The following is a 20107-nucleotide window of genomic DNA, read 5'->3' on the forward strand; positions in this document are numbered from 1 at the left end:
TCAGTGAACGGTGACGGTGCCGTTGGTGCCGTCGACTGTGATGCGGGTGCCGTTGGCGATGCGCTTGGTCGCCTCACGGACGCCGAGCACGCAGGGCATGCCGAGTTCCCGGCTGACGATGGCGGCATGACTGAGCGGCGACCCGACGTTTACCACGACCGCCGCGGCGGAGGTGAAGATCGGTGTCCAGCCCGGATCGGTGACCGGGGCGACGAGGATCTCCCCCGGCTCGAGATCGGGAGCGTCCACGGGATCGAAGATCACCCGCGCAATCCCCTCTGCCACTCCGGGACATGCGCCGATGCCCTCGAGGACATCTCCGGGAGCAGCCATCGAGATCGCCGGGGCCTTCTTCTCGGGCCACTCGGTGACCGGCGGGATCTCGCCGTCGATGATGAAGGGCGGCTCCAGCTCGTCGAGGCGATCAATCCATTCGCGACGTTCGGCGATGCGGTCGGTGTAGCGGCCGGGGGTGGCGAGGAGGTCCTCGAGTTCGGTGACCGTGAGCATGTTCAAGTCGTCGGCCCGCGCGAGGAGACCCCGCTCAACGAAGCGCCGCGCCAACTCGAAGAGCGGCATCCGCGCCTCGTGGAGCACCCGCACCGTATTGGTCTTCGATTGCTCGCGGGCGCGCATGTACAGGTCAGTCGTCGCGAGAACCGACTCGATCCGCGCCAACAGAGCCGCATCGTCGGCGTGACGCGTGCGCAGAGTCCCGATCAGCGCCTCGCGGTCCTGCCGCAGCCGACGCGACTGCAGCTGCGGATTCTTGCTCTCGTCCTGCAGCCGCAGTCGGTCGATCATGCCGAGGGGTACACCGTGATGCGATTCCCAGGTCTTGGGCATGGGCGCCCACTCGTCGGTCGAGCGCGAGCCGAATTCGTAGCAGAACCGATCGAACCACTCGACGAACCGCCGCATCGCCGAATCGGTGGATGCCCGGAGTCGGTCGTCAAGCCCGTCGACGCCCCGTTCGAACTCGGCGGTCAGCGGCGGACTCTGCACGATGAGGCGGGAGAGGTCCCACAGCACCTGACTCGGCGCCGCCGAGGCGATGTCGCCCAGACCGCCGGTGAGCCGGACCGCCAGTGTCGGGTCGCCCAGGTCGGCCGCCAGCTCGTCGAGTGCGCCGGTGACGATGGAGGATTCATACACCATCCGTAGATGCTTCTGCAGCACCGACCCGTAGCGCTCCTTGACGACGGCCTGGGCGTGTTCCAGGAGTTCTCGATCCCCGAGCGCGGTGAGGTCGGGCCGGGCGGCACGCAGCCGGGCGGCCTCCTCGCGGTCCTCGGAAGTGATGTCAGGGCGATCTCGCTCGGACATCACCCGGCCCACACTGGCGAGAATCCGGTCGGTGCACTCCGGGCGGTCGTCGTCGGGCTGCGCCGCATAGGCCGGTGCCGTCACGTCCCCGAGATACGTCCGGTCCATGAGATCGGCTGACGCGCCGGGCATCCGGACACCGAAGACCCGCTGCACCGAGAGGTTGATGTAGATATAGCCGTGGAAGACGCCCTGGATGTCGAGGACGTCCGGACGGAACTCGGTCTCGTCGAAGGCGCCGAACTCCTCGAGCGCCCGACGCCATGCCGACTCGACGACCATGCCGCCGTTGAGCGTCCACCGCAACGGGGTGATCACCCCGCCGGCCACCTCACCGGTATTCGCCCGGGTGTAGACCGGGAACCGTTCGCTCGGCGCGTTGTCGATGACGAACGGCTGAGAGATGTCGACCATGGCGCGCCTTCCGATTGCCGATCTCGGTGGGAGACCGTCTACGCGAGACTTTACTCTAGTGCCCGACTATTGGCTAGTAGATTATCTACTGATGGACAACAGGTATCGGTGCGGTCAGAGCGCGCGCAGCAGCGCGCGATGGCTGGCCGCGGCGGCATCGTCATCGGGCTCCAGCCGCCGAGCGGTGCGCAGACGACTCAGGGTTGCGACCGCGACCGCCGCCAGCCGTTCGTAGTACTCCTCGAGCGCCGCGTACTCCCTTGTGGCGGGCTGCGGCGGCAACTCGCCGGCCAGCCACGGCTGGGCGTCGCGCAGCGCGTCGCCCAACCGGTCGGCACGTTCGGCGAGCTGGAATCCGGCGTTGTCCCAGTCGATCTGGGCAAGGACCGCGCGAACCTCGTGCAACCGGGCACGCGCGTGGTCGCCCTCGACGGCCGGCGCGATCGTGTCGCCCAGGACAGTGCGGACGCCCGCGATGATCTCCGATGGTCGTGGTCTCATCGCTGCCCTCCCGGTCGCTCACGGGTGTGGTCGTCGGAATCCTCGAGAAGCCCGGTCTCCCGCAAGGCCAGGCGCTCGATGCGGTCGGCGGGACCGGCCGGTCGATCGGTGATGCCCTCGCAGAACGCCCTGACCCCGGTCAGTGCGATCACCGCGAGACGCAACGCCGTCATCACCTGCCAGAAGTGCAGACGGTCGTGGTCGACCTCGATGCCCGAGGCCTGCGACCACCGCCGCAGGAAGTCCTCGACGCCCCATCGACCGTCGATGAAGTGTTCGGCCCGGTAGACCGAGCACGTGTACCAGCCGAGATCGTCGTGGGCGTCACCGAGGTGTGCGAGTTCCCAGTCGAGCAGCGCACTGATCCGTTGCCCGTCGACCAGGACGTTGGCCGGCCGAAAGTCGCCGTGTACCAGCCTGATCGGTGACGGAGGGGGTACGTGGTCGCCCAGCCAGGCGATCGTCTCCCGCAGCGCGGGGTGCGGTTCGAGCTCGACGCGGTCGAGCTCGGCCGTCCAGCGTTCGAGCTCGGCGTGCCCGGGATCGGTCGGCACCCTCAGCACGTCGACGAGCCCGGTCGCCGGCGGATCCACCCGGTGCACCGCGCCCAGTAGGTCCGCGAGTTCCTGCGCCAGCGACATCCGGCCGTCGCGTCCGAGTTGCAGCGGATCGCGGTCCCGCAGTGCCGCGCGGTCCGCACGCCCGGCCACTCGGTCGACGATCATCGCCGGGCGGCCCATGAGCGAGCCGTCGGCGTCGAGTGCATGCACCGCGGCGATGGGCAGGCCGGAGCCGGCGAGAGAGCGCAGCAGGCCGAACTCGACGTCGCGCTCGGTGTCGACGACACCGCCGGCAGGCGCCCGGCGCAGCAGCAGGGCTCGCCGGTTTCCGTCGGTCTCGGCGATCGCATCGAAGGCCCAGTTCTCCTGCGAGCTGCCGCCACCGAGTCGGACGGGGTCACTGGCGTCGCGGAATCCGGTGCCGTGCAGGAGTTCTGGCAACCGCTCGCGGAGCGTGTTCATCGTGGCTCCGGCTGCGGTGATCGGCGCGGCGGCAGGGCCTCTTCGTAACGGCCGTAGCCGGGCAGCACCATGTACTCGATGACGCCGTATCCGACAGTGTCCCCGCGTCGCACCTCGACGAGGTGATCAGAGCCCGCCTTGGCGTAGCGGTAGAAGTTGTCCCGGTCGGTCAGGTCCCACTCGTCGTGCTCGGCGGTGAGGTCACCGCGCCACTGGCCCTGACGCCAGCCGTTCCAGCCCTCGTAGCCGCCACCCCGCAGATGCGCCCGTCCCCGCAGGGCACGGATCTCGAGTTCGATCTTCTCGCCGTCGAGCTGTGTGAGGGTGACGCGGCCACCCACGAGCGTCGGCGCGGCTGCCCCGTCGTCCCACTTCAGGTCGTGGTCGACCGCCGTGATCGGTGACAGCTCCCGGTCGTCGCCGGGTGGTGCAATCAGGCCGGCGGACAGATGCACCGGCTGGCCGGGGCGGGACTCCTGGACGTACAGGTGGACGGCCAGGTCGGGCAGCTGCAGCGGTGCGAACAGCAGCAGCTTCCATTCCGGACGCTCGCCGGGCGGCTGCCCCTCCGCGCGCGGCAGCGGCCGGGTGCCCCAGGAATGGTCCCGCTCGGCCCACCACCGGTCCGGCGTCACCTCGATGCGGCGCCCGTCCGGGGTCACGATCCACCCCCGCGCACGGCCGTGCTGCACGTAGCGGATCGCGTCGTACGTCGTCCGTGCCCGGCTGATCTGGAAGAACTTCCCCTCGAGCATCGGCTCGAACCTCGCCTCGAAGGTCACGTCGAACCTAAGTCCGGAGTCGTTGTTGCCCAGCGTGAATCGCAGTTCCTTCAGCGGCTCGACGATATCGCACGACAACGGGCCCACGGCCATCGCGTGACTGTCGGGCAACAGCGACCGGGAGAGCCGGAGGTTGGTCTGGCGACCGTTGTCAGAGAAGCAGGCGAACGCCTCCATCACGTCCTGGTTCGGATACCGGCCCAATCCCAGCGTGAGCACCGTGTCACCGGTCTCGGTGTCCTGGAGGGAGACCCAGTACCGCTCCCGCCAGGACGGGTCACTGGTCGCGACCATGGCGTGGGTGAGCGCGGTCTGATGGGTGAAGTACTCGTCAGCGGGACTGAGGAACATCGGTCATCCTTCCAGGACGGATTCGACGAAGGCCGCCTTGATGGCCTTCTTGTTCAGCTTCTCGCCGGCCAGCGTGGGCAGTGGCCGGTCGTCGATCTGCCAGTGCGTGGGAATCTCGAAGTAGCCGAGCGTTTTTCGGCAGTGGGCGACGAGCTCGTCGGGGGTGATCGCCTCACCGACCCGGTGGGTCACCGCCGCGGCGAGTTCTTCGCCGAGATCCTCGTGCGGCACACCGAAGACCGCCGCCTCGATGACCGACGGGTGGCCGAGGATCGTCTTCTCGATGTGCGCGCAGGCGATGTTCTCACCACCGCGGATCACGATGTCCTTGCTCCGGCCGTCGAGGAACAGGTAGCCGTCGTCGAGGTGTCCGAGGTCGCCGGTGTGCAGCCAGCCGGCGTCGTCCACGGTGCCGTCCTCGATGCCGAGGTAGCCCAGCATCACCGTGGGCGCGCGGACGATGACCTCACCGACTCCGCGTTCGTCGGGGTCGGTGATGCGGATCTCGACGACGGGATACGGTCGCCCGACGGTGCCGGGCCGCTCGACGAGGTCCGCGTTGCCCGCGACGGTCATGAACCCGCCGGTCTCGGTCATGCCCCAGGTGTTGGCCAGTCCGCGCCGCTCGAGTTGCGGGAGCTTGGCGATCATCCGACCGAGCAGGGCCGGCGGCAACGGGGCACCGCCGAGCGGGAACGACCGCAGACTCGACAGATCGTGGGCGTCGAAGTCGGGGTGTTCGAGCAGGCGAATCGCCATCGTCGGGACGCCACCCCAGGCCTGCACCCGTTCGGCCTCGATCAGTGCGAGGATCTCGCCGGCGTCGAACCTGCCGACGGTCATCACCATCCGTCCGCCGATCAGCAGGTTGGTGAGGATGTTCGACACGCCCCCGATGTGGAACAGCGGGGTGCACACCAGCGCGACCGGCTGCGGTCCGCCCGGATCGAGCCGGTGCGGCAGCCGCCGTGAGCGCACCAGCAGGTTCTGCTGATTGGCGATCACCGAGCGCGACGACAGCACAACGGCTTTCGGTGATCCGGAACTGCCGGAGGTGAACAGGATGAGTGCCGGGTCGTCGAGGGCGACACCCTCGACCGGCGAAAACGTCGAGTTGCTCGTCCATGCCGCGGCAAGCTGCTCGATCGACTCGACCCGAACGCCGTCGTCGAAGAAGTCCGTCGCATCGGACAGGACCAGTGCAGGTTCGGCCACCGCAATCGCATGGCGGGCCTCATCGGTGCTCCACCAGCGGTTGGCGTAGACCGGGACCGCCCCCAACCACCATGCCGCGCAGGTGGCCAGCGCGAACTCGGGACGGTTGTAGCAGTGCAGCAAAACGCGATCCCCACGGGAGACCCCCCGTGCCGCAAGCATTTCCGCAGCGGCAGGGATTGCACGCAGGAAGTCGCGGTGGCCGATCCGGACGTCGCCCTGGACGAGGAAGTCACGCCCGTCCCACGGTCCGACGGTTGCCAGCAGCTCCACGAGTGAACCGGGCGACCGGGCGTAGGTCCGGCCGGGGTGTCCGGCGTAGTCGGCCTCGACGACCTCCTCACCCCACACCACACCCGCCGCGGTCTCGGTGTTCACGCTCATGCTTCCTCGCTCTCCGGCTCGGGATATTCTGTCACGCAATAGTAGAGTACTAGAGTATTGATTCCTAGATGAACGACGATCGAAATCCGGCCGGTGACTGCAGTCTCACAACTCCATTGACTCAAGATAGTCGTAGATGCGACTATTTAGTACAGGACCAATTCTTCCGGCTCGGTCAGAGTCGGCGCCCACCGGGCACGAGTACCGATAGGACCGCCCATGTTCACCACAGTCGCACTTCTCAAGATGCGGGTCACCGCAGCTCGCGTTATAGCCGACCGGATCATCGAGATCACCCTCGAGGATGCGACCGGCCGCGACCTGCCGGCCTGGCAGCCGGGAGCCCATGTCGAGCTCCGGCTTCCCTCCGGTCTGCTGCGCCAGTACTCTCTGTGTGGCGATCCGGCAGATCTGCGCAGCTACACCATCGCCGTGCTCAACGAGCCGGAAGGCCGCGGCGGGTCCCGCGAGATCCACGAGATCGCCACCGCCGACGCGATTTTCGAGGTACGCCCGCCCAAGAACAATTTCGAACTCGTCGACGCCGACAACTACGTGTTCATCGGCGGCGGGATCGGCATCACGCCGATGATCCCGATGGTCTCCGAGGCCCGACGCCGCGGCGCCGGCTGGCGGCTGATCTACGGTGGACGCACAGAGTCCTCGATGGCCTACCGGGAGACGATCGCCGCACACGGCGACGCCGTCGACCTGTGGGTCGAGGCCGAGCGCGGACATCCGGACCTTCGCCGCATCCTCGCCGAGGCACCCGCGGGCGCCGAGATCTACACGTGCGGGCCCGGCGCGATGATCGACGCGGTCGCCGAGGAGTTCGCCGAGCACGACCACCTCGGCGCGCTGCACTTCGAGCGTTTCGCGGCGAGCGGGCCAATCGACCACAGCGGTGAGTCCTTCGAGGTGGAGCTCGCCCAGTCCGGGATCACGCTCACGATCCCGGATGGCGCCACGATCCTCGGCGAGGTTCGAAAAGTGTTGCCCGAGCAGCCGTTCTCCTGCGAGGAAGGTTATTGCGGCGAATGTGAGACCCCGGTGCTCGACGGCACCCCCGATCACCGTGACGACTACCTGACCGAGGACGAGCAGGCGGCGAACGACGTCATGATGATCTGCACGAGCCGTTGCAAGGGTGCGCGCCTCGTGCTCGATCTCTGACCGTTCACAACCATCACCGACGCCGGTGAGTGATGCTCCGTCGCTCACCGGCGTCGTGCTGTGCCACCGCGAAGAGAGCACCGCCCCGGCGAGGTGTGACCTCACCGGGGCGGTGCGACAGCGACTATGCGACGGCTTCCTAGCTCACCGGTGCGACGGCGCGGACCTGCGGGAGGACCTTGTCGGCGAGTAATTCCAGACTCCGCCAGGACAATTCGGGCGGCAGACCGCCGAGCAGCGGATGCAGCCGCAACTCGTAGTCGTCGTCGAGCTCCGAGAGTCGTCGGACCGCGTCGTCGGGACTGAGGATCCACATCGACGGGTCGTCGCGGATCGAGTCGAGGTCGCTCTTCTCACGCCAGTACCCGTTGACGGTGGCATTGGAACGCTCCCCCGCCCAGGACGCGTACATGTTGCTGGCGTGCATCACATGGGGAGCGACCTCCGCCAGCGCGGCTTCGGGATCCTCTGCCACGTAGACGAACGCCGGGCCGTGCCGCGGGAAGGGTTCCGGTTCCGGGTGTCCCTGCTTGACGCATTCCTCGGCGTAGAAGCGGTACAGCTCCTCGGTCGCCGGTCGGTACCCCAGACCCATCCGGGCAGCTCGGCGCGCCGACGGTTTCGCGTTTCCGCCGATGTAGATCGTCGGCCCACCGGGGGTGCCGGGACGGGGCGTCACGCTGACCCGGGAGCCGCGGTGATCGAATTCCGCTTCGCGCCAGGCGGTTCGGATCATTTCGAGCTTCTCCTCGAAGACCTTGCCCCGGTTCGGGAAGTCGACGCCGAACATGTCGAACTCCTGGGGTCGATAGCCGATGCCGGCGGTGATCAGCACACGGCCAGGACCGGCGATGAGGTCGAGGACCGCGAGGTCTTCGGCCAGCCGCAGCGGGTCGTGCATCGTGATGCACAGTGCCGAGAAGTGCAGTTCGATCTGTTCGGTGGCGCCGGCGATGGCGGCCGCCAGAATCAGCGGCGACGGGCAGTAGTTGTCCTCGGCACCGTGGTGTTCGGCCAGATAGACGGTGTCGAAACCTTTTCGGTCGGCCCAGATGCACTGTTCGACGGCCGCCTTGTACAGGTCGCCGGGGCTCGGCGACCCCGGGCCGAGGTCCGGTGCGCGCATGTCGTAGCGCAGTCCGATCTTCATGAGTTCTCCTTGATCCTCGGATCGAGCACGATCTTGATGTCGTCGGTGTCGGCCGCCGTCAGGCCGGCCAGGCCGTCCGCCAGGGAACCGATGCCGACGGTGCGGGTGTGCAACTTCTCGGGTTCGATACCTCGGTCGGCGATCAGTTGCAGGGTCTGCACGATCTCCGCGCGCGTATAACCGGCAGCCGCGATCAGCGTCGCTTCCTTGGCCAGCCACATCCGCGGCGAGATCGTCGCCTGCCCGGCGTCTCCGACCAGCACCACGCGTCCGCCCTGGCGCAGGGCGGCGAGGGCCTGCTCGACCATGTCGGGGGCGCCGGTGCATTCGACGACGACGTCGTGGTCGTCGGAGACCTCGGTGACGGTGGCCGCCACCCGATGTGCACCGGAGGCCTCCGCGGCGAGTCGGCGAGACTCCGAGAGTTCGACGACGGTCACCTCGGCCGCACCGACCGCACGCGCACACTGCACCACGAGGAGTCCGATGGGACCGGCCCCGAGGACGAGCACGCGCTCGCCGGTGGCGACCACGCCGCGACGAATCGCGTGCCAGGCGACAGCTGCGGGCTCGACGAGGGCCGCCGCGACTTCCGAGACCTTGTCGGGGACCGGGACGACGCGATACGCGGGCACCGTCAGCAGTCGGGCAAAGCCACCATGCGGCTGCTCGGGCGCGACGTCTCGACCCCGCGCCACCGACATGACGAGGGCGCAGAACTCCGGGCGTCCGGCACGGCAGGAGTCGCAGTCGCCACACGGATCGGGCACCCCGACGACGACCCGCTGCCCGAGCGCGAGACGGTCGACCGACTCGCCGACCTCGACGAGCCGGCCCGTCCACTCGTGGCCACACAGCGTCGGCCCGTGGCCGGCCCCGGTGGAGTACGCGCGGACCTCGGTCACGCAGACACCGCAGAGATCGATGGAGACCGTGACCTCACCGGCTGCGGGCTTCGGCTCGTCGACGTCGATCACGTCGACGACGCCCGGCCGGGAGACCAGTGCGACCTGCTGATGATTCTCGGACAGTCCGGCCGTCGCGACGGCGCTGTCAGTGGTGATGGGAATGCCGACTCCGATCCTCGACCGCCACGAACGGCGGGGGCCTCCCGGAGCGCTGCCACCCAGGAAGGTCGGTAACCTGGAACACCCCCAGATTGTCGTGTTATCTAGTATTTGTCAATAGAGCTTTAACCTGTCGGCCGGTACGCTGGAATCGTCGATGGTCTAGTGATCAACAACTTGGGAGTCAGTCATGCAGCCGCCCGCACCCACGCCAGAGCGCACCCTCGAATACGACACCAACATCCTCCATGCGGCACGTTCACAGCTGCGCGAGGAGTTGCTGATCGACAAGCCCTGGACCGAGGTGATCCTGGTTCGCCACGCGCAGCAGTCCTTCCTCGACGCGGACCTCGCCGCCGGTGGAGCGGCCGGGCCCCCACTGTCGGCCCTCGGCGAGCGTCAGGCCCACCTGGCGGCCAGACGCCTCGCCGCCCAGTCGGTTTCGGCCGTCTATGCCAGCCATCTGACGCGCGCCGCCGCCACGGCCCAGGCGATCGTCCGGGAGGCCCAGGCGCCCTTGACCGTCGCCACCCGCGCCGATCTTCGTGAAGTCGAGATGCACGGAGACGTCACCGAGGACAGCGCCGCTGTCCGCACCCGCCTCACCGAGGCACTCACCACGATCGCCGCCGATCACCCGGATCAGACCGTCGTCGCAGTCAGTCACGGTGGCGCGATCAGCGCCTTCATCGCGTCGCTGCTCGGCGTCGAACCGAGCATGTTCTTCTTCGCCGCCCACGCCTCGATCACCCGGGTGCGGCATCACGGGGGCCGTTGGGTGGTGCAGTCACTCAACGAGACCGGCCACCTCCCGGCCGGCGACCTCGTCAGCCACTGACCGTGGGTACCGAACACAAACACGAAGCCGGCCAGGCGTTCCTCTCGTGGAGGCCACGCCTGGCCGGCTTCGAGGTGAGACCTCAGTGCACCGTCACCGTCCCGGTCGTGCCGTCGACGGTCAACAACGTGCCCGACTTGATCCGCTTGGTGGCCTGCTCCACCGCGAGAACCGCCGGGATGCCCAGTTCACGACTGACGATGGCCGCGTGACTCAGCGGCGAGCCGACGTTGACCACGACGCCCGCGCAGGTGGTGAACAGCGGCGTCCACCCCGGGTCGGTCTCGGGAGCCACGAGGATCTCGCCGGGTTCGAGCTCCTCAGCCTCCGAGGGGTCCATGATCACGCGGGCCACGCCGGTCGCCGAGCCCGGGCAGGCTCCCAGACCCGAGAGGGTCTCGCCCGGACCGGCCACCGGTAGCGCCGACGGCCCGGTCCGCTGCTCCCACGTCGTCGGACTCGGCACGTCACCGGCGACCACGACGAAGGGCGGCTCCCGGCGTTCGAGCTCGGCGATCCACTCCTTGCGCTCAGCGATCACCGACACCACCGACGGATCGTCGATCAGTGCGCTCACCTCGTCGAGCCGCAGCAGCGCCAGGTCGTCGAAGGACTCGAGGACACCTCGGTCGGCGAAGCGCTTGCCCAGCTCCCGCAGCGGGAGGCGGGTCTCGTGCAGCGCCTTGATGAAGTTGGTCTTGCTCAGCTCGCGGGCGGGCATCCACACCGACAGCGCCGCGACCGCGGCCTGCAGCTGGCCCCATCCTTCGGCGTCGTCGGCGAGCCGAACCCTCAGCTCCTCGAGCAGTGCTTCGCGGCCCTGCGACACCTTCTTGCCGGTGGCTTCCGGCGAGCTGTCTTGCGGCAGCTTGCGGAACTGGTTGACGAGGGTCGCCACCATCTCCGGATGCGACTCCCAATCCGGCGGGAAGATGTCCCACTCCTGCGACGAGCGCGAGCCGTACTCGAAGATGAACCCGTCGAACTGCTCGACGAAGGACCTCGCCTCGACCTCACCGCGGCTGCGCAGCCGGTCGAGGACACCGTCGACGCCGACCTCGAACTCCTTGGTGACGAGCTCCGAGGCCGCGGCCAGCCTGCCGATCCGCCACAGCTCGATGGCCGGCGCCGCGGAGGCCACCCCACCCCAGCCGCCCATCAACCGGACACCGAGTGTCGAATCATCGAACCGGCCCAGTGTCTCGTCGAGGAATCCGGTGACGATCGACGACTCGTACATCATCAGCATGTGCTTGCGCAGGAAGTCGGCGGTGTACTCGTCGTTGACCCGGTTCGAGTACGCGACCAGTTCATGGTCGGACATCGCGGAGTAATCGGGCCGGGCTCGACGCAACTCCAGCGCGCGCTGCGCATCCGCCTCGAGGTCGGGACGCGAGGTGGTGCCCATGACCCGGCCGATGCTCGCACCGATCCGCTCGGCATACTGCGGAGCACTGTCACCCGGTTGCTCCACATACTCCGGTGCACCGGTGCTGGACCCCAGATAGGTGCGGTCCATGAGTTCCGCACTTGCACCGGGCATCCGGACGCCGAACACTCGCTGGATGGACAGGTTGATGTAGATGTAGCCGTGCGCCACACCGATGATGTCGAGCGAGTCCGGACTGAACTCGCAGTCGTCGAAGGCGCCGAAGTCGATGAGCGCCTGGCGCCAGGCGGTCTCCGAGCGCCACCCGCTGATCACGGTCTGCTGCAGCGGCGAGGCGACCATACCGGCCACCTCGCCCGCATTGCCGCGGGTGTAGACCGTGAAGCGCTCGCTCAGGCGACTGTCGACCACCCAGGGCTTGTTGATGTCAACCATTGGTTTTCCGTCTCTCTCGTCAGGTGGCGACTCACCACGACCGCCCGGTCGCGCCCACCGATGCGGTGTTATCTACGCCACACCAGTTTGTCTAACACTAGATTAGTTGTCAATCTACTATTGAGTCTTGGAACACTTCGAGCGCCGGCCCTCGCCCGCAGCTACCGGCCGGCGCTCTTGTGCTTTCATGTCGTTTGCGATCACACCGCGGCGAGGCAATGCCGGGCAGCCACCCGGCCGAAAAACGAACCGCCGCCGAGCATCATGCCGCTGCCATAGCCCTTGGCCGTCTGGATCACACTCGCGGCACAACTTCCGGCCGCATAGAGTCCCGGCACCGGCGCGCCGTTCGCGCCGACGACCCGGGCCTGCTCGTCCACCCGGAGCCCGCCGAGCGAGTGGTAGTGGTACTTCACGACGTCGGCCGAGAGATTGATGGCTGCATACGGGCCGTTCTTCAGCGGGACCAGCCAATCCGGATGCTTGCCGAACCGAGGGTCGCGGCCGACCGCCGCGAACTCGTTGTAATTGTCGAGCGTGCGCTGCAGCGCCCCATCCGGAACACCCAGTCCCGCTTCCATTTCCGGCACCGTCTCCCAACCGTCCACGAGCGCATAGCCGAACTGCTCGGAGAACTGCGGGTAGTCGAAGGTCTCGGAGTCGACGATGAGATACGCCTTGCGATCCGGCTGATCGAAGACGAAGGCGGCGGTCCGGCCGTGATAGCTGTCCTCGGCGACGAACCGCTGGCCGAACTTGTTGACGATGATGCCGCGCACCAGATCTCCGGGCGGGTAGATGCTCGCCGTCGCGTGGATCGCGCCCGGCGACTCGACGTCGGCACCGATCGCCTGGGCCATCTCGATCCCGGACCCGTCACTGGAGTCCTCGCCGATCGGCACACCGTTCTCGAGCAGGAACGGGTAGTCGCGGGCGACCATCTTCTCGTTCATCTGGAATCCGCCGGTGGCCAGCAGAACACCCTTACGAGCACTGGCTGTGTGGTCTTCGCCGTAGCGGCGGAACGTGGCTCCGTCGACCCGGCCCGCAGCGTCGGTCGTGAGATCGAGGACTCGTGCGTCGCCGATCACGCGCACACCCTCGTCTTCGCAGCGCTTCAGCAGCACTTCCATCATCTTCGACCCGGCATTGCCCGACGGACCGTTCACCAGGTGCCCGCGATAAGCCGGTGTCGCGAATTCGCGGTACGGCCAGACCTTTTCGTTACCACTGCTGTAGAGACCCGGGCCCTGGGGCGGGCAGATGTGCTTGTCCTTGTACAGCTCCCGGGTGAACGGAACGCCCTGCGCCTCCAGCCAATCGAAGTGCTCTGGGCTGCCGTCGCAGTAGCGGCGCAACACAGCCTTGTTCGACACGTTGCAGATCGCGTCCATGAAGCGGTACATCGCGTCCGGGTCGTCGTCGACGCCGAGGTCACGCTGCAGACGGGTACCACCACCGAGGTAGATCACCCCCTCGGTCATCGCGCTGGTGCCACCACCCGAGGTGGCGCGCTCCAGGATCAGCACATCAGCCCCTCGAGCACGGGCCTCCAGCGCCGCGCAGGCACCGGTCATGCCGAGGCCGACGATCAACAGGTCGCAATCCAGCGACTGGGTATCGGAGTGGGACATTTCTCTCCTCTGAGACGACGGACAAAGCCGCGCGACGGACGCCGACTGCCCGCCGAGGACTCGCCTGGCAGTCCACCGGGCCAGCGCCCGGTGCCGCCGCAAGGAACCGCGGCGGAGGCTGTGGCCGGAATCACATCGACCATTCGTAGACAATAGATCATGCGATTATCCATGTCACGACCTTTTGTAAAATCGATCCTACCAGGCATGATCCCAGGAAATTCCACGATCACCGTGCCGCCAACGTCCGCGGGAAGTCGTCGAAGTCCTGGACATGTGATCGCAATCACCCTAGTGTGCTCTACAACTCACTAGTTGATCCGTAGACCTATACCAGGCACTCGCAGTCCCAAGGAGGGCAGCACCATGTCCACAACCGAAACCTCCCTCGATCACCAACTCGCAGACTTCGACCTCTTCGACGACACCTGCTTCGCTCGGATGGACGAGGTGATGGAGCACGCCCGCAGCACCTGCCCGGTGGCCCACACCCGCGCACACGGAGGGATGTACCTGGTCACCACCTTCCCGCTGCTCAAGGAGGTCCTCTCGAATCCGGAGGTCTACTCCTCGACCGAGTCCACACCGCTGCCGAGCCCGGTGCGTCTGCCACCCCTGGATGTGGATCCCCCTCTGCACGAAGACTTCCGGAAGTTCCTCAACCCGTTCTTCACCCGGCCTCACCTGATGAAGTACGAGCCGGTCCTCCGCGATCTCGCCCGCACCGCCATCGAGAAGTTCCTCGACAAGGGGCAGGTTGACTTCATCGACGACTTCGCCATCCCGTTCACCTCGTCGGCCGCCGCGAAGATCGTCTTCGACGAGGACGACCCGTCGCGTCTGCAGCGTGCCGTGAAGGCCGTCGAGCGTATCGTCCGGGAGAACAGTCCGGAGTCCTATCAGGGACTCGCGGTCCTCGCCGCGGAGTATCTCGCCGAACGGGCCGAGACGGCCGACGACGGCAGCATCATCTCCGCCATCGCGAGCGCCACCGTCGACGGTCGCCCGCTCACCATGGAAGAACAAATCGGTGTGGTCACCGTCTTGTTCATCGGCGGACTCGACACCACCCGCGGCGCGATCTCCAACATCGCGGCCACCCTCGCGCACGAACCCGATCTGGAACACCGCCTGCGGCAGAAGAACTGGGTGAAGAACGACCTCGACGAACTGCTGCGGCAGCAGTCACCGGTCCTGGCCCTGCGACGCATCGTGACGCGCGACGTCGTCCTCGGCGACCAGCAACTCACCAAGGGCGACATCCTGATGCTGATGTACTCCTCGGCCAATCGGGACGCCGAGCACTTCCCGGGCGCCGACATCCTCGACTTCGACCGGAAAGACAAGAACCACCTGGCGTTCGGTCACGGGACGCATCGCTGCCTGGGCGCCACCTTCGCCCGGATGCAGATCGACATCGCCTTCGACGAACTACTCGGCCGCATCACCAACGTGCGCCCGTCCGGACCGGACGCCGGACCGATCTATCAGGCCGGCGCCGTGTACGCCCCCACCCGGCTCGCCCTCGCCTTCGATCGCGTCGACAACCCCTGACCCACCCCGAACACCGCTTCAACCAAACAGGAGAACTGAAGTCATGGCATCACGTGCAGCCCAAATTGTCCGCGGCACACTCGGACTCGCCGACGAAGGTATCAACGGCGACCTCACCGACGCCAGCGTGGAGGGTCAGGCCGACCCGTTCCACGAGAACATCGTGGTCCGCGAGGCGGCCGAACTGCCCTACGGCGGCGAATGGAAGGGCAAGGAGGGCCTGCGCGCCCTCATGACCAAGATCCAGTCCCTGGCCAACCTGACCGTCAGCGACATCGACATCTTCGACGTCGACGAGCAGAACGTGATCACCCGCCAGACCGCCACCTTCAAGCGTGACGGCGCCGACGGAACGCTCACCATCCCGATGGTCGAGGTGTACCGCTTCGAGAACGATCAGATCGTCGAGATCGACGTCTACTACAAGGACACCAAGGCGATGGTCGATTACCTGACCCCGTAAACCACAGCCTCCGTTTACCAGCTCGATCAGTCGAAATCGCACACCACGGCTGATCGAGCTGGTGCAGTCGACGACTTAACTGAAGAGATCAGAAACCGACAATGAGCACCACAAGCGTGAACATGCTCGAGCAGATCGAAACTTTTCAGCCCAGCCGGGCAAGATCACTCGCGCAGTGCGAACGCCACTACGTCGAAGTACACAGGCGCTGGGCCTTGGAAGCATTGGCCGCCAGCAAGACTCTTGTGCACTCCACACCACCCTTTTCGACGCTCAATGGGACATCTACGGCCGTTTCGAACAGACCTCGGATGTGTGGCGCGCAGCATCGTTGCAGTTCAATCCGCCCGGAGAGGAGTTTCCGTCGGCGCTGCTCGAGATGCTCTCCGAAGATCACACGAAGTTCCTGCGTGACCTGCGCTCCTTCGATGTGCAAGACTCGATCGCCTTCGATCTCACCAGCGGACAGTTGGTTTCGAGCAAGTACCTGGTGATCGTGACTGCCCTTCGGGTTTGGAGAGACCAGCGGCGCTCGCAGAGGCCGACAACCTCACCGACTCGTTGTCCTCGTTGATGAAAGACGCCTATGCGGCACGGCGACTGGTCGTGAATCGTGTGCAGAGCGAGAATGGGACCGCCCCGATCGACGAACCCGGCCAGACACTTACTGGCGAGGTGTTCGATTCCAAACGCCTACTGATGCTTGAGGCCTACTTCGACGACTCACACTGGGGTGACCGATTTTTCGCCCAGCCGGAGGTTTCCGCCTTGGTGCGAAGTTCTTGCTTCGCATCCACGATCTCGATTCACCGCGGCATCGAGCAGACCGGGCATGATCGCCGGAGGTAGCCGGACGGTCTATTTGGTCGCGGCACGCCCTCGTCGATCGAATGTCATCGATGTCCTCAGCGGAGAGGCGGCTCGCCCGGCGTACGACTCACTTCAATAGATTCCGATCAACGACGGGTCGGGGCCCGCGTCCTCGATGCTCCGCCGGCGCCGTCGGGCCGCGCGAAGACCACCACCGACGCTGCACTCACGGAACTGGATGCGTCCTACAGTCTTTCGCGCGCTCTGGCCGGGCGCCAGCAGCCGGCTGGTTGGGCCGACCGTCGCGATGTACCGGGCTCTCGGTGAGGGGATCGAGGCCGGCCCCACCGGCACCAGACTGGCGTCCTTCGACGACGGCGTCGCCGACACCACGGTACACATGGCGATGCTCCGCTCGATCGTGAGCGGACGGCCAGAGGAAGTGCCCGGCCAAGGTCAACCCCGGATCACAAGCGCCCGATCACCGCGTCGGCGGTCCGGTGCGCTCAGCCGATCCCCGGCGCCGGCCCGGCGGGGTCAGCTCCCCGACCAATTCCCCTGACGCTTCTCCTTGAAGGCAGTCACGGCCTCGACCGCGTCGTTGCTGCGGTTGGAAAGCGCTTCGAGATAGAAGCCGGTGTCGAGCACCTGGTCGGTGGCCTGCGACAGCACCCGGTTGAGTGCCCGCTTGGTCAGCTGGGTCGCGATCGGGGGCAGGCCCGCCACGTGCGCGGCCAACTCCAGCGCGCGATCGCGGAGCCCGTCGTCCGACTCGACCAGATCGGTGGCCAGCCCAAGCTCGAAGGCCTCGCGACCGGTGAGCGGCTCACCCCAGAGCAGCTTGCGTTTGGCGCGCGCCAGACCGGCGCTCAGCGGCCAGGTGACCGCGCCGCCGTCACCGGCCACCAGACCCATGTGGACGTGCGGATCCGCGAGTTTCGTCGTGGGCGTCACGACCACCGCATCCGAGGTGAACACAAGGCTCGTCGCGACCCCGAAACTGCTGCCCTGCACTGCCGTCACCAGAGGTTTGGGGAAGTCGGCGAAGGCTCGGAACAGCCGACGACCGTCGTCGACGCCGCGGAGCAGCACGGTGAGATCGTCGTGTCCTGCCAGGATCGTCTCCATGTCGCCGCCCGCCGAGAAGTGCCGGCCGCTGGAGGTCCACGCGACTGCCCGGACATCGGTGTCACGGGCGAGGTCGATCAGCACCCCCGGCAGTTCGTTGACCAGGGCGTCGTCGAACGCGTTGAGGACCTCGGGACGGTCGAGCCGTAGTTCGGCGACGTGATCGTGCAACTCGACCGTGACTGTCTGATGATTCATGACTCTCCTCGATCGGTACCGGTCAGATTCGTTCCACGATTGTCGCCGTGGCCATCCCGCCGCCGGTGCACATCGTCACCAACCCGGTCGACAGGTCGCGGCGTTCCAGTTCGTCGATGACGGTCTGGAGGAGCATCGCGCCGGTGGCACCGATCGGGTGCCCGAGCGCGATGGCTCCTCCGTTGACGTTGACCCGGTCGGGGTCGATCGCCAAGTCCTTCATGACCTTCAGCGGGACAGCAGCGAAGGCCTCGTTGATCTCCCAGAGGTCGATGTCGGCGACGCTCATCCCGGCCTGACGCAGGCACTGCTCCGACGCCGGTCCGGGTGCGGTGAGCATGATGACCGGCTCGGCACCGAGCACCGCGCCGGTGACGATGCGGGCCCGGGGGGTCAGTCCGTGCGCCCTGGCGTACCGGTCAGAGGCCACGACCACGGCTGCGGCGCCGTCGACGACGCCCGACGAGTTGCCTGCATGATGGACGTGCTGGATCTCGCCGGCGGCCGGGTAGACCGCGCGGGCCATGTCGTCATAGGAGCGGCCCTGATCGTCGCGGGGCTTGGCTCCCGAGCGTTCGAACGACGGCGGCAGCGTGGCCAGCGACTCCGCGGTGGTGCCCGGGCGCGCGTGCTCGTCGCGGTCGAGCAGGACGGTGCCGTCGGCCCCGGTCACCGGAATCAGACTGCGCGCGAAGCGATCCTCCTTGATCGCCGTTGCCGCAAGCTCCTGGCTGCGGGCCGCGAAGGCATCCACGTCCGATCGGCCGAACCCTTCCAGGGTGGCGATGAGATCCGCCGAGATCCCCTGCGGCACCATCGGATACCGCTCACGCAGTACCGGGTTCCCCGCGTCGAGGGGCTGACCGTAGCTGTGCCGGGACATGGATTCGACGCCGCCGGCCACCACGACGTCCTGCCAGCCGGCGAGGACGCCGGTGGCCGCGGCCATGACCGCCTGCTGCCCACCGCCGCAGAAGCGGTTGAGGGTCAGTCCCGGCACACTGACCGGCCAACCCGCCGTGAGCACCGCGGATCGGGCGACGTCATTGGCGTGATCGCCGGCGTGCTCGCCGTTGCCCATGATGACGTCGGCGACGTCCTCGGGGGCCAGGCCGCGTTCGGCGAGCGCGCTCAGCAGACCGCCGAGCAGTTCCTGCGGGTGCACGCCGTGCAGCGCGCCGGACGGTTTGCCTTTGCCGCGCGGGGTGCGCACGCCGTCTATGATCCACGCTTCGGTCATGGCGTCTCCTCAAAATTTCTACGGTGCAACGATTGTCGTCGTCCGGATGGTTGATGTCGGTGCGCTCACAGCGCGATCAGGTCGTGACTCACCGCGCCGGAGCGCAGTGCGGCACCGAGTTCGCGGTGCAGGCCGGGGCCACCGCCGAGCATCGGCTCGAGGGTCAGAGCCCGGCGTAGATAGCGGTGGAAGTCGTGTTCCCAGGTGAAGCCCATGCCGCCGAGAAGCTGCTGACAGCTCCGACGGGCCGCTGCCGAGGCACGTACGGCCGCCGCCTTGGCCAGTGCCGCCGACACCTCGCCACCGTCCTCCCAGGCGGCATCGGCCGCGAGTCGGGCCACCTCGGTCCAGAGCTTCACGTCGGCCAGCTGGTGCTTGACCGCCTGGAAAGACCCGAGGGCCCGGCCGAACTGGTGCCGGGACGCGACATGCTCGACGGTCATCTCCAGCATCTTCTCGCTCACGCCGATCAGTTCGTAGGCCAGCGCCCGACGACCTGCCGCCAGCATCGCCGACCACGCGACATCGGGATCGATGCCGGTCGGCGTGCGCTTCTCGAGAACCGCCGGTGATCCGGTGAGCCGCGCCCACCCGGCCGACGGGTCCAACGGATCACCCGCGACGACACCAGGGTCGTCACACAGCGCGAGGGTGAGTCCGCCGTCGGTCGCCATCAGGACCAGGATCGGGCCATACCCGGTGGCGAGCACCCCGTCGATCTCGACGCGATCTCCGACGAGTCGACCCGGGGCGCGAGTGCTGCCGAGCGCCGGGAGCACCACTCGCAATCCCGTCGGGTCGGCGACACCACCGGCGCGCACCAGAATCGGATCGAGCAGACTGCCCTGCGCCAGCGACCGACCCCAGATCGGCAGCAGCGTGCTCACCGCGATCTGCTCCTGATCGTCGAGGAGTTCCAGCCAGCCGAACTCAGTGATCGCCTTCCGCGCCGCCGCCGGGTCGGCCTCGACCGTCTGACGCAACGCTTCGGTGATCTGGGTGATGTCGTCGTCGTCCATGAAATGTCTCCAA

The 20107-nt window shown here is 67.1% G+C and carries 18 protein-coding genes; 5 read left to right on the forward strand and 13 right to left on the reverse strand.

The window, feature by feature from the left end; all coding sequences use genetic code 11:
- The 5 genes from JWS14_RS43525 to JWS14_RS43545 all read right to left on the reverse strand — a co-directional run bounded on the left by JWS14_RS43525 (position 1) and on the right by JWS14_RS43545 (position 5995).
- Positions 1–1740 carry a PEP-utilizing enzyme gene (locus JWS14_RS43525; RefSeq protein ID WP_206016537.1) on the reverse strand — a complete coding sequence of 580 codons (1740 nt, stop codon included), beginning with the start codon at positions 1738–1740 and terminating at the stop codon, positions 1–3.
- Between the two features lie 114 nt (positions 1741–1854).
- A complete protein-coding gene (locus JWS14_RS43530) occupies positions 1855–2241 on the reverse strand; it encodes a hypothetical protein (protein WP_206016538.1) in 387 nt (128 codons plus the stop codon).
- A complete protein-coding gene (locus tag JWS14_RS43535) occupies positions 2238–3263 on the reverse strand; it encodes a phosphotransferase family protein (RefSeq protein ID WP_167116557.1) in 1026 nt (341 codons plus the stop codon). Before JWS14_RS43535 ends, JWS14_RS43530 begins: the two co-directional genes overlap by 4 nt.
- Entirely contained in the window at positions 3260–4396 is a 1137-nt protein-coding gene (locus JWS14_RS43540; RefSeq protein WP_133987162.1) for an Rv3169 family protein, read from the reverse strand. The genes JWS14_RS43535 and JWS14_RS43540 overlap by 4 nt, the downstream gene beginning before the upstream one ends.
- A 3-nt stretch (positions 4397–4399) precedes the next feature.
- Entirely contained in the window at positions 4400–5995 is a 1596-nt protein-coding gene (locus JWS14_RS43545) for a class I adenylate-forming enzyme family protein (protein WP_206016539.1), read from the reverse strand.
- 219 nt (positions 5996–6214) lie between these two features.
- Here JWS14_RS43545 and JWS14_RS43550 point away from each other — a divergent pair, with 219 nt between their 5' ends.
- Positions 6215–7168: a PDR/VanB family oxidoreductase gene (locus JWS14_RS43550; protein ID WP_206016540.1), complete on the forward strand. Its 954-nt coding sequence runs from the start codon at positions 6215–6217 to the stop codon at positions 7166–7168.
- A 139-nt stretch (positions 7169–7307) separates the two neighbouring features.
- Here the strand turns inward: JWS14_RS43550 and JWS14_RS43555 are convergent, their stop codons facing one another.
- Both JWS14_RS43555 and JWS14_RS43560 read right to left on the reverse strand, forming a co-directional pair.
- Positions 7308–8318 carry an LLM class flavin-dependent oxidoreductase gene (locus tag JWS14_RS43555; protein WP_133987168.1) on the reverse strand — a complete coding sequence of 337 codons (1011 nt, stop codon included), beginning with the start codon at positions 8316–8318 and terminating at the stop codon, positions 7308–7310.
- On the reverse strand, positions 8315–9295 hold the full coding sequence (locus JWS14_RS43560; protein WP_133987170.1) for a zinc-dependent alcohol dehydrogenase: 981 nt from the start codon (positions 9293–9295) through the stop codon (positions 8315–8317). The genes JWS14_RS43555 and JWS14_RS43560 overlap by 4 nt, the downstream gene beginning before the upstream one ends.
- Positions 9296–9575: 280 nt before the next feature.
- Here JWS14_RS43560 and JWS14_RS43565 point away from each other — a divergent pair, with 280 nt between their 5' ends.
- Positions 9576–10223: a histidine phosphatase family protein gene (locus tag JWS14_RS43565; RefSeq protein WP_206016541.1), complete on the forward strand. Its 648-nt coding sequence runs from the start codon at positions 9576–9578 to the stop codon at positions 10221–10223.
- Between the two features lie 82 nt (positions 10224–10305).
- Here JWS14_RS43565 and JWS14_RS51425 read toward each other — a convergent pair whose 3' ends face one another.
- Together JWS14_RS51425 and JWS14_RS43575 are read right to left on the reverse strand one after the other, a co-directional pair.
- Entirely contained in the window at positions 10306–12048 is a 1743-nt protein-coding gene (locus JWS14_RS51425) for a PEP-utilizing enzyme (protein WP_206016542.1), read from the reverse strand.
- 200 nt (positions 12049–12248) lie between these two features.
- On the reverse strand, positions 12249–13682 hold the full coding sequence (locus JWS14_RS43575) for an FAD-dependent oxidoreductase (RefSeq protein WP_206016543.1): 1434 nt from the start codon (positions 13680–13682) through the stop codon (positions 12249–12251).
- Between the two features lie 366 nt (positions 13683–14048).
- Between JWS14_RS43575 and JWS14_RS43580 the strand changes: the two genes are divergently transcribed.
- From JWS14_RS43580 to JWS14_RS43590, 3 genes are all read left to right on the forward strand, one after another.
- Positions 14049–15236, forward strand: coding sequence for a cytochrome P450 (locus tag JWS14_RS43580; RefSeq protein WP_167116580.1), 1188 nt, complete (start codon positions 14049–14051; stop codon positions 15234–15236).
- A 43-nt stretch (positions 15237–15279) separates the two neighbouring features.
- Positions 15280–15699, forward strand: a complete 420-nt coding sequence (locus JWS14_RS43585; protein WP_167116583.1) for a nuclear transport factor 2 family protein — start codon at positions 15280–15282, stop codon at positions 15697–15699.
- 175 nt (positions 15700–15874) lie between these two features.
- Positions 15875–16273 (forward strand): hypothetical protein, encoded by a 399-nt coding sequence (locus JWS14_RS43590; protein WP_206016544.1) that lies wholly within the window; start codon positions 15875–15877, stop codon positions 16271–16273.
- A 368-nt stretch (positions 16274–16641) separates the two neighbouring features.
- Here JWS14_RS43590 and JWS14_RS43595 read toward each other — a convergent pair whose 3' ends face one another.
- The 4 genes from JWS14_RS43595 to JWS14_RS43610 form a co-directional block, all read right to left on the reverse strand.
- Positions 16642–16911, reverse strand: a complete 270-nt coding sequence (locus tag JWS14_RS43595) for a hypothetical protein (protein ID WP_206016545.1) — start codon at positions 16909–16911, stop codon at positions 16642–16644.
- Positions 16912–17046: 135 nt separating this feature from the next.
- A complete protein-coding gene (locus JWS14_RS43600) occupies positions 17047–17835 on the reverse strand; it encodes an enoyl-CoA hydratase/isomerase family protein (protein ID WP_206016546.1) in 789 nt (262 codons plus the stop codon).
- 22 nt (positions 17836–17857) lie between these two features.
- The gene (locus JWS14_RS43605) at positions 17858–19075 is read right to left on the reverse strand and encodes an acetyl-CoA C-acetyltransferase (RefSeq protein WP_167116594.1); all 1218 of its coding nucleotides are present in this window, start codon (positions 19073–19075) and stop codon (positions 17858–17860) included.
- 65 nt (positions 19076–19140) lie between these two features.
- Entirely contained in the window at positions 19141–20094 is a 954-nt protein-coding gene (locus JWS14_RS43610; RefSeq protein ID WP_206016547.1) for an acyl-CoA dehydrogenase family protein, read from the reverse strand.
- Between the last annotated feature and the right edge of the window lie 13 nt (positions 20095–20107).

The sequence above is a fragment of the Rhodococcus koreensis genome, from assembly GCF_017068375.1.
In the GTDB taxonomy this organism is placed as follows: domain Bacteria; phylum Actinomycetota; class Actinomycetes; order Mycobacteriales; family Mycobacteriaceae; genus Rhodococcus_F; species Rhodococcus_F koreensis.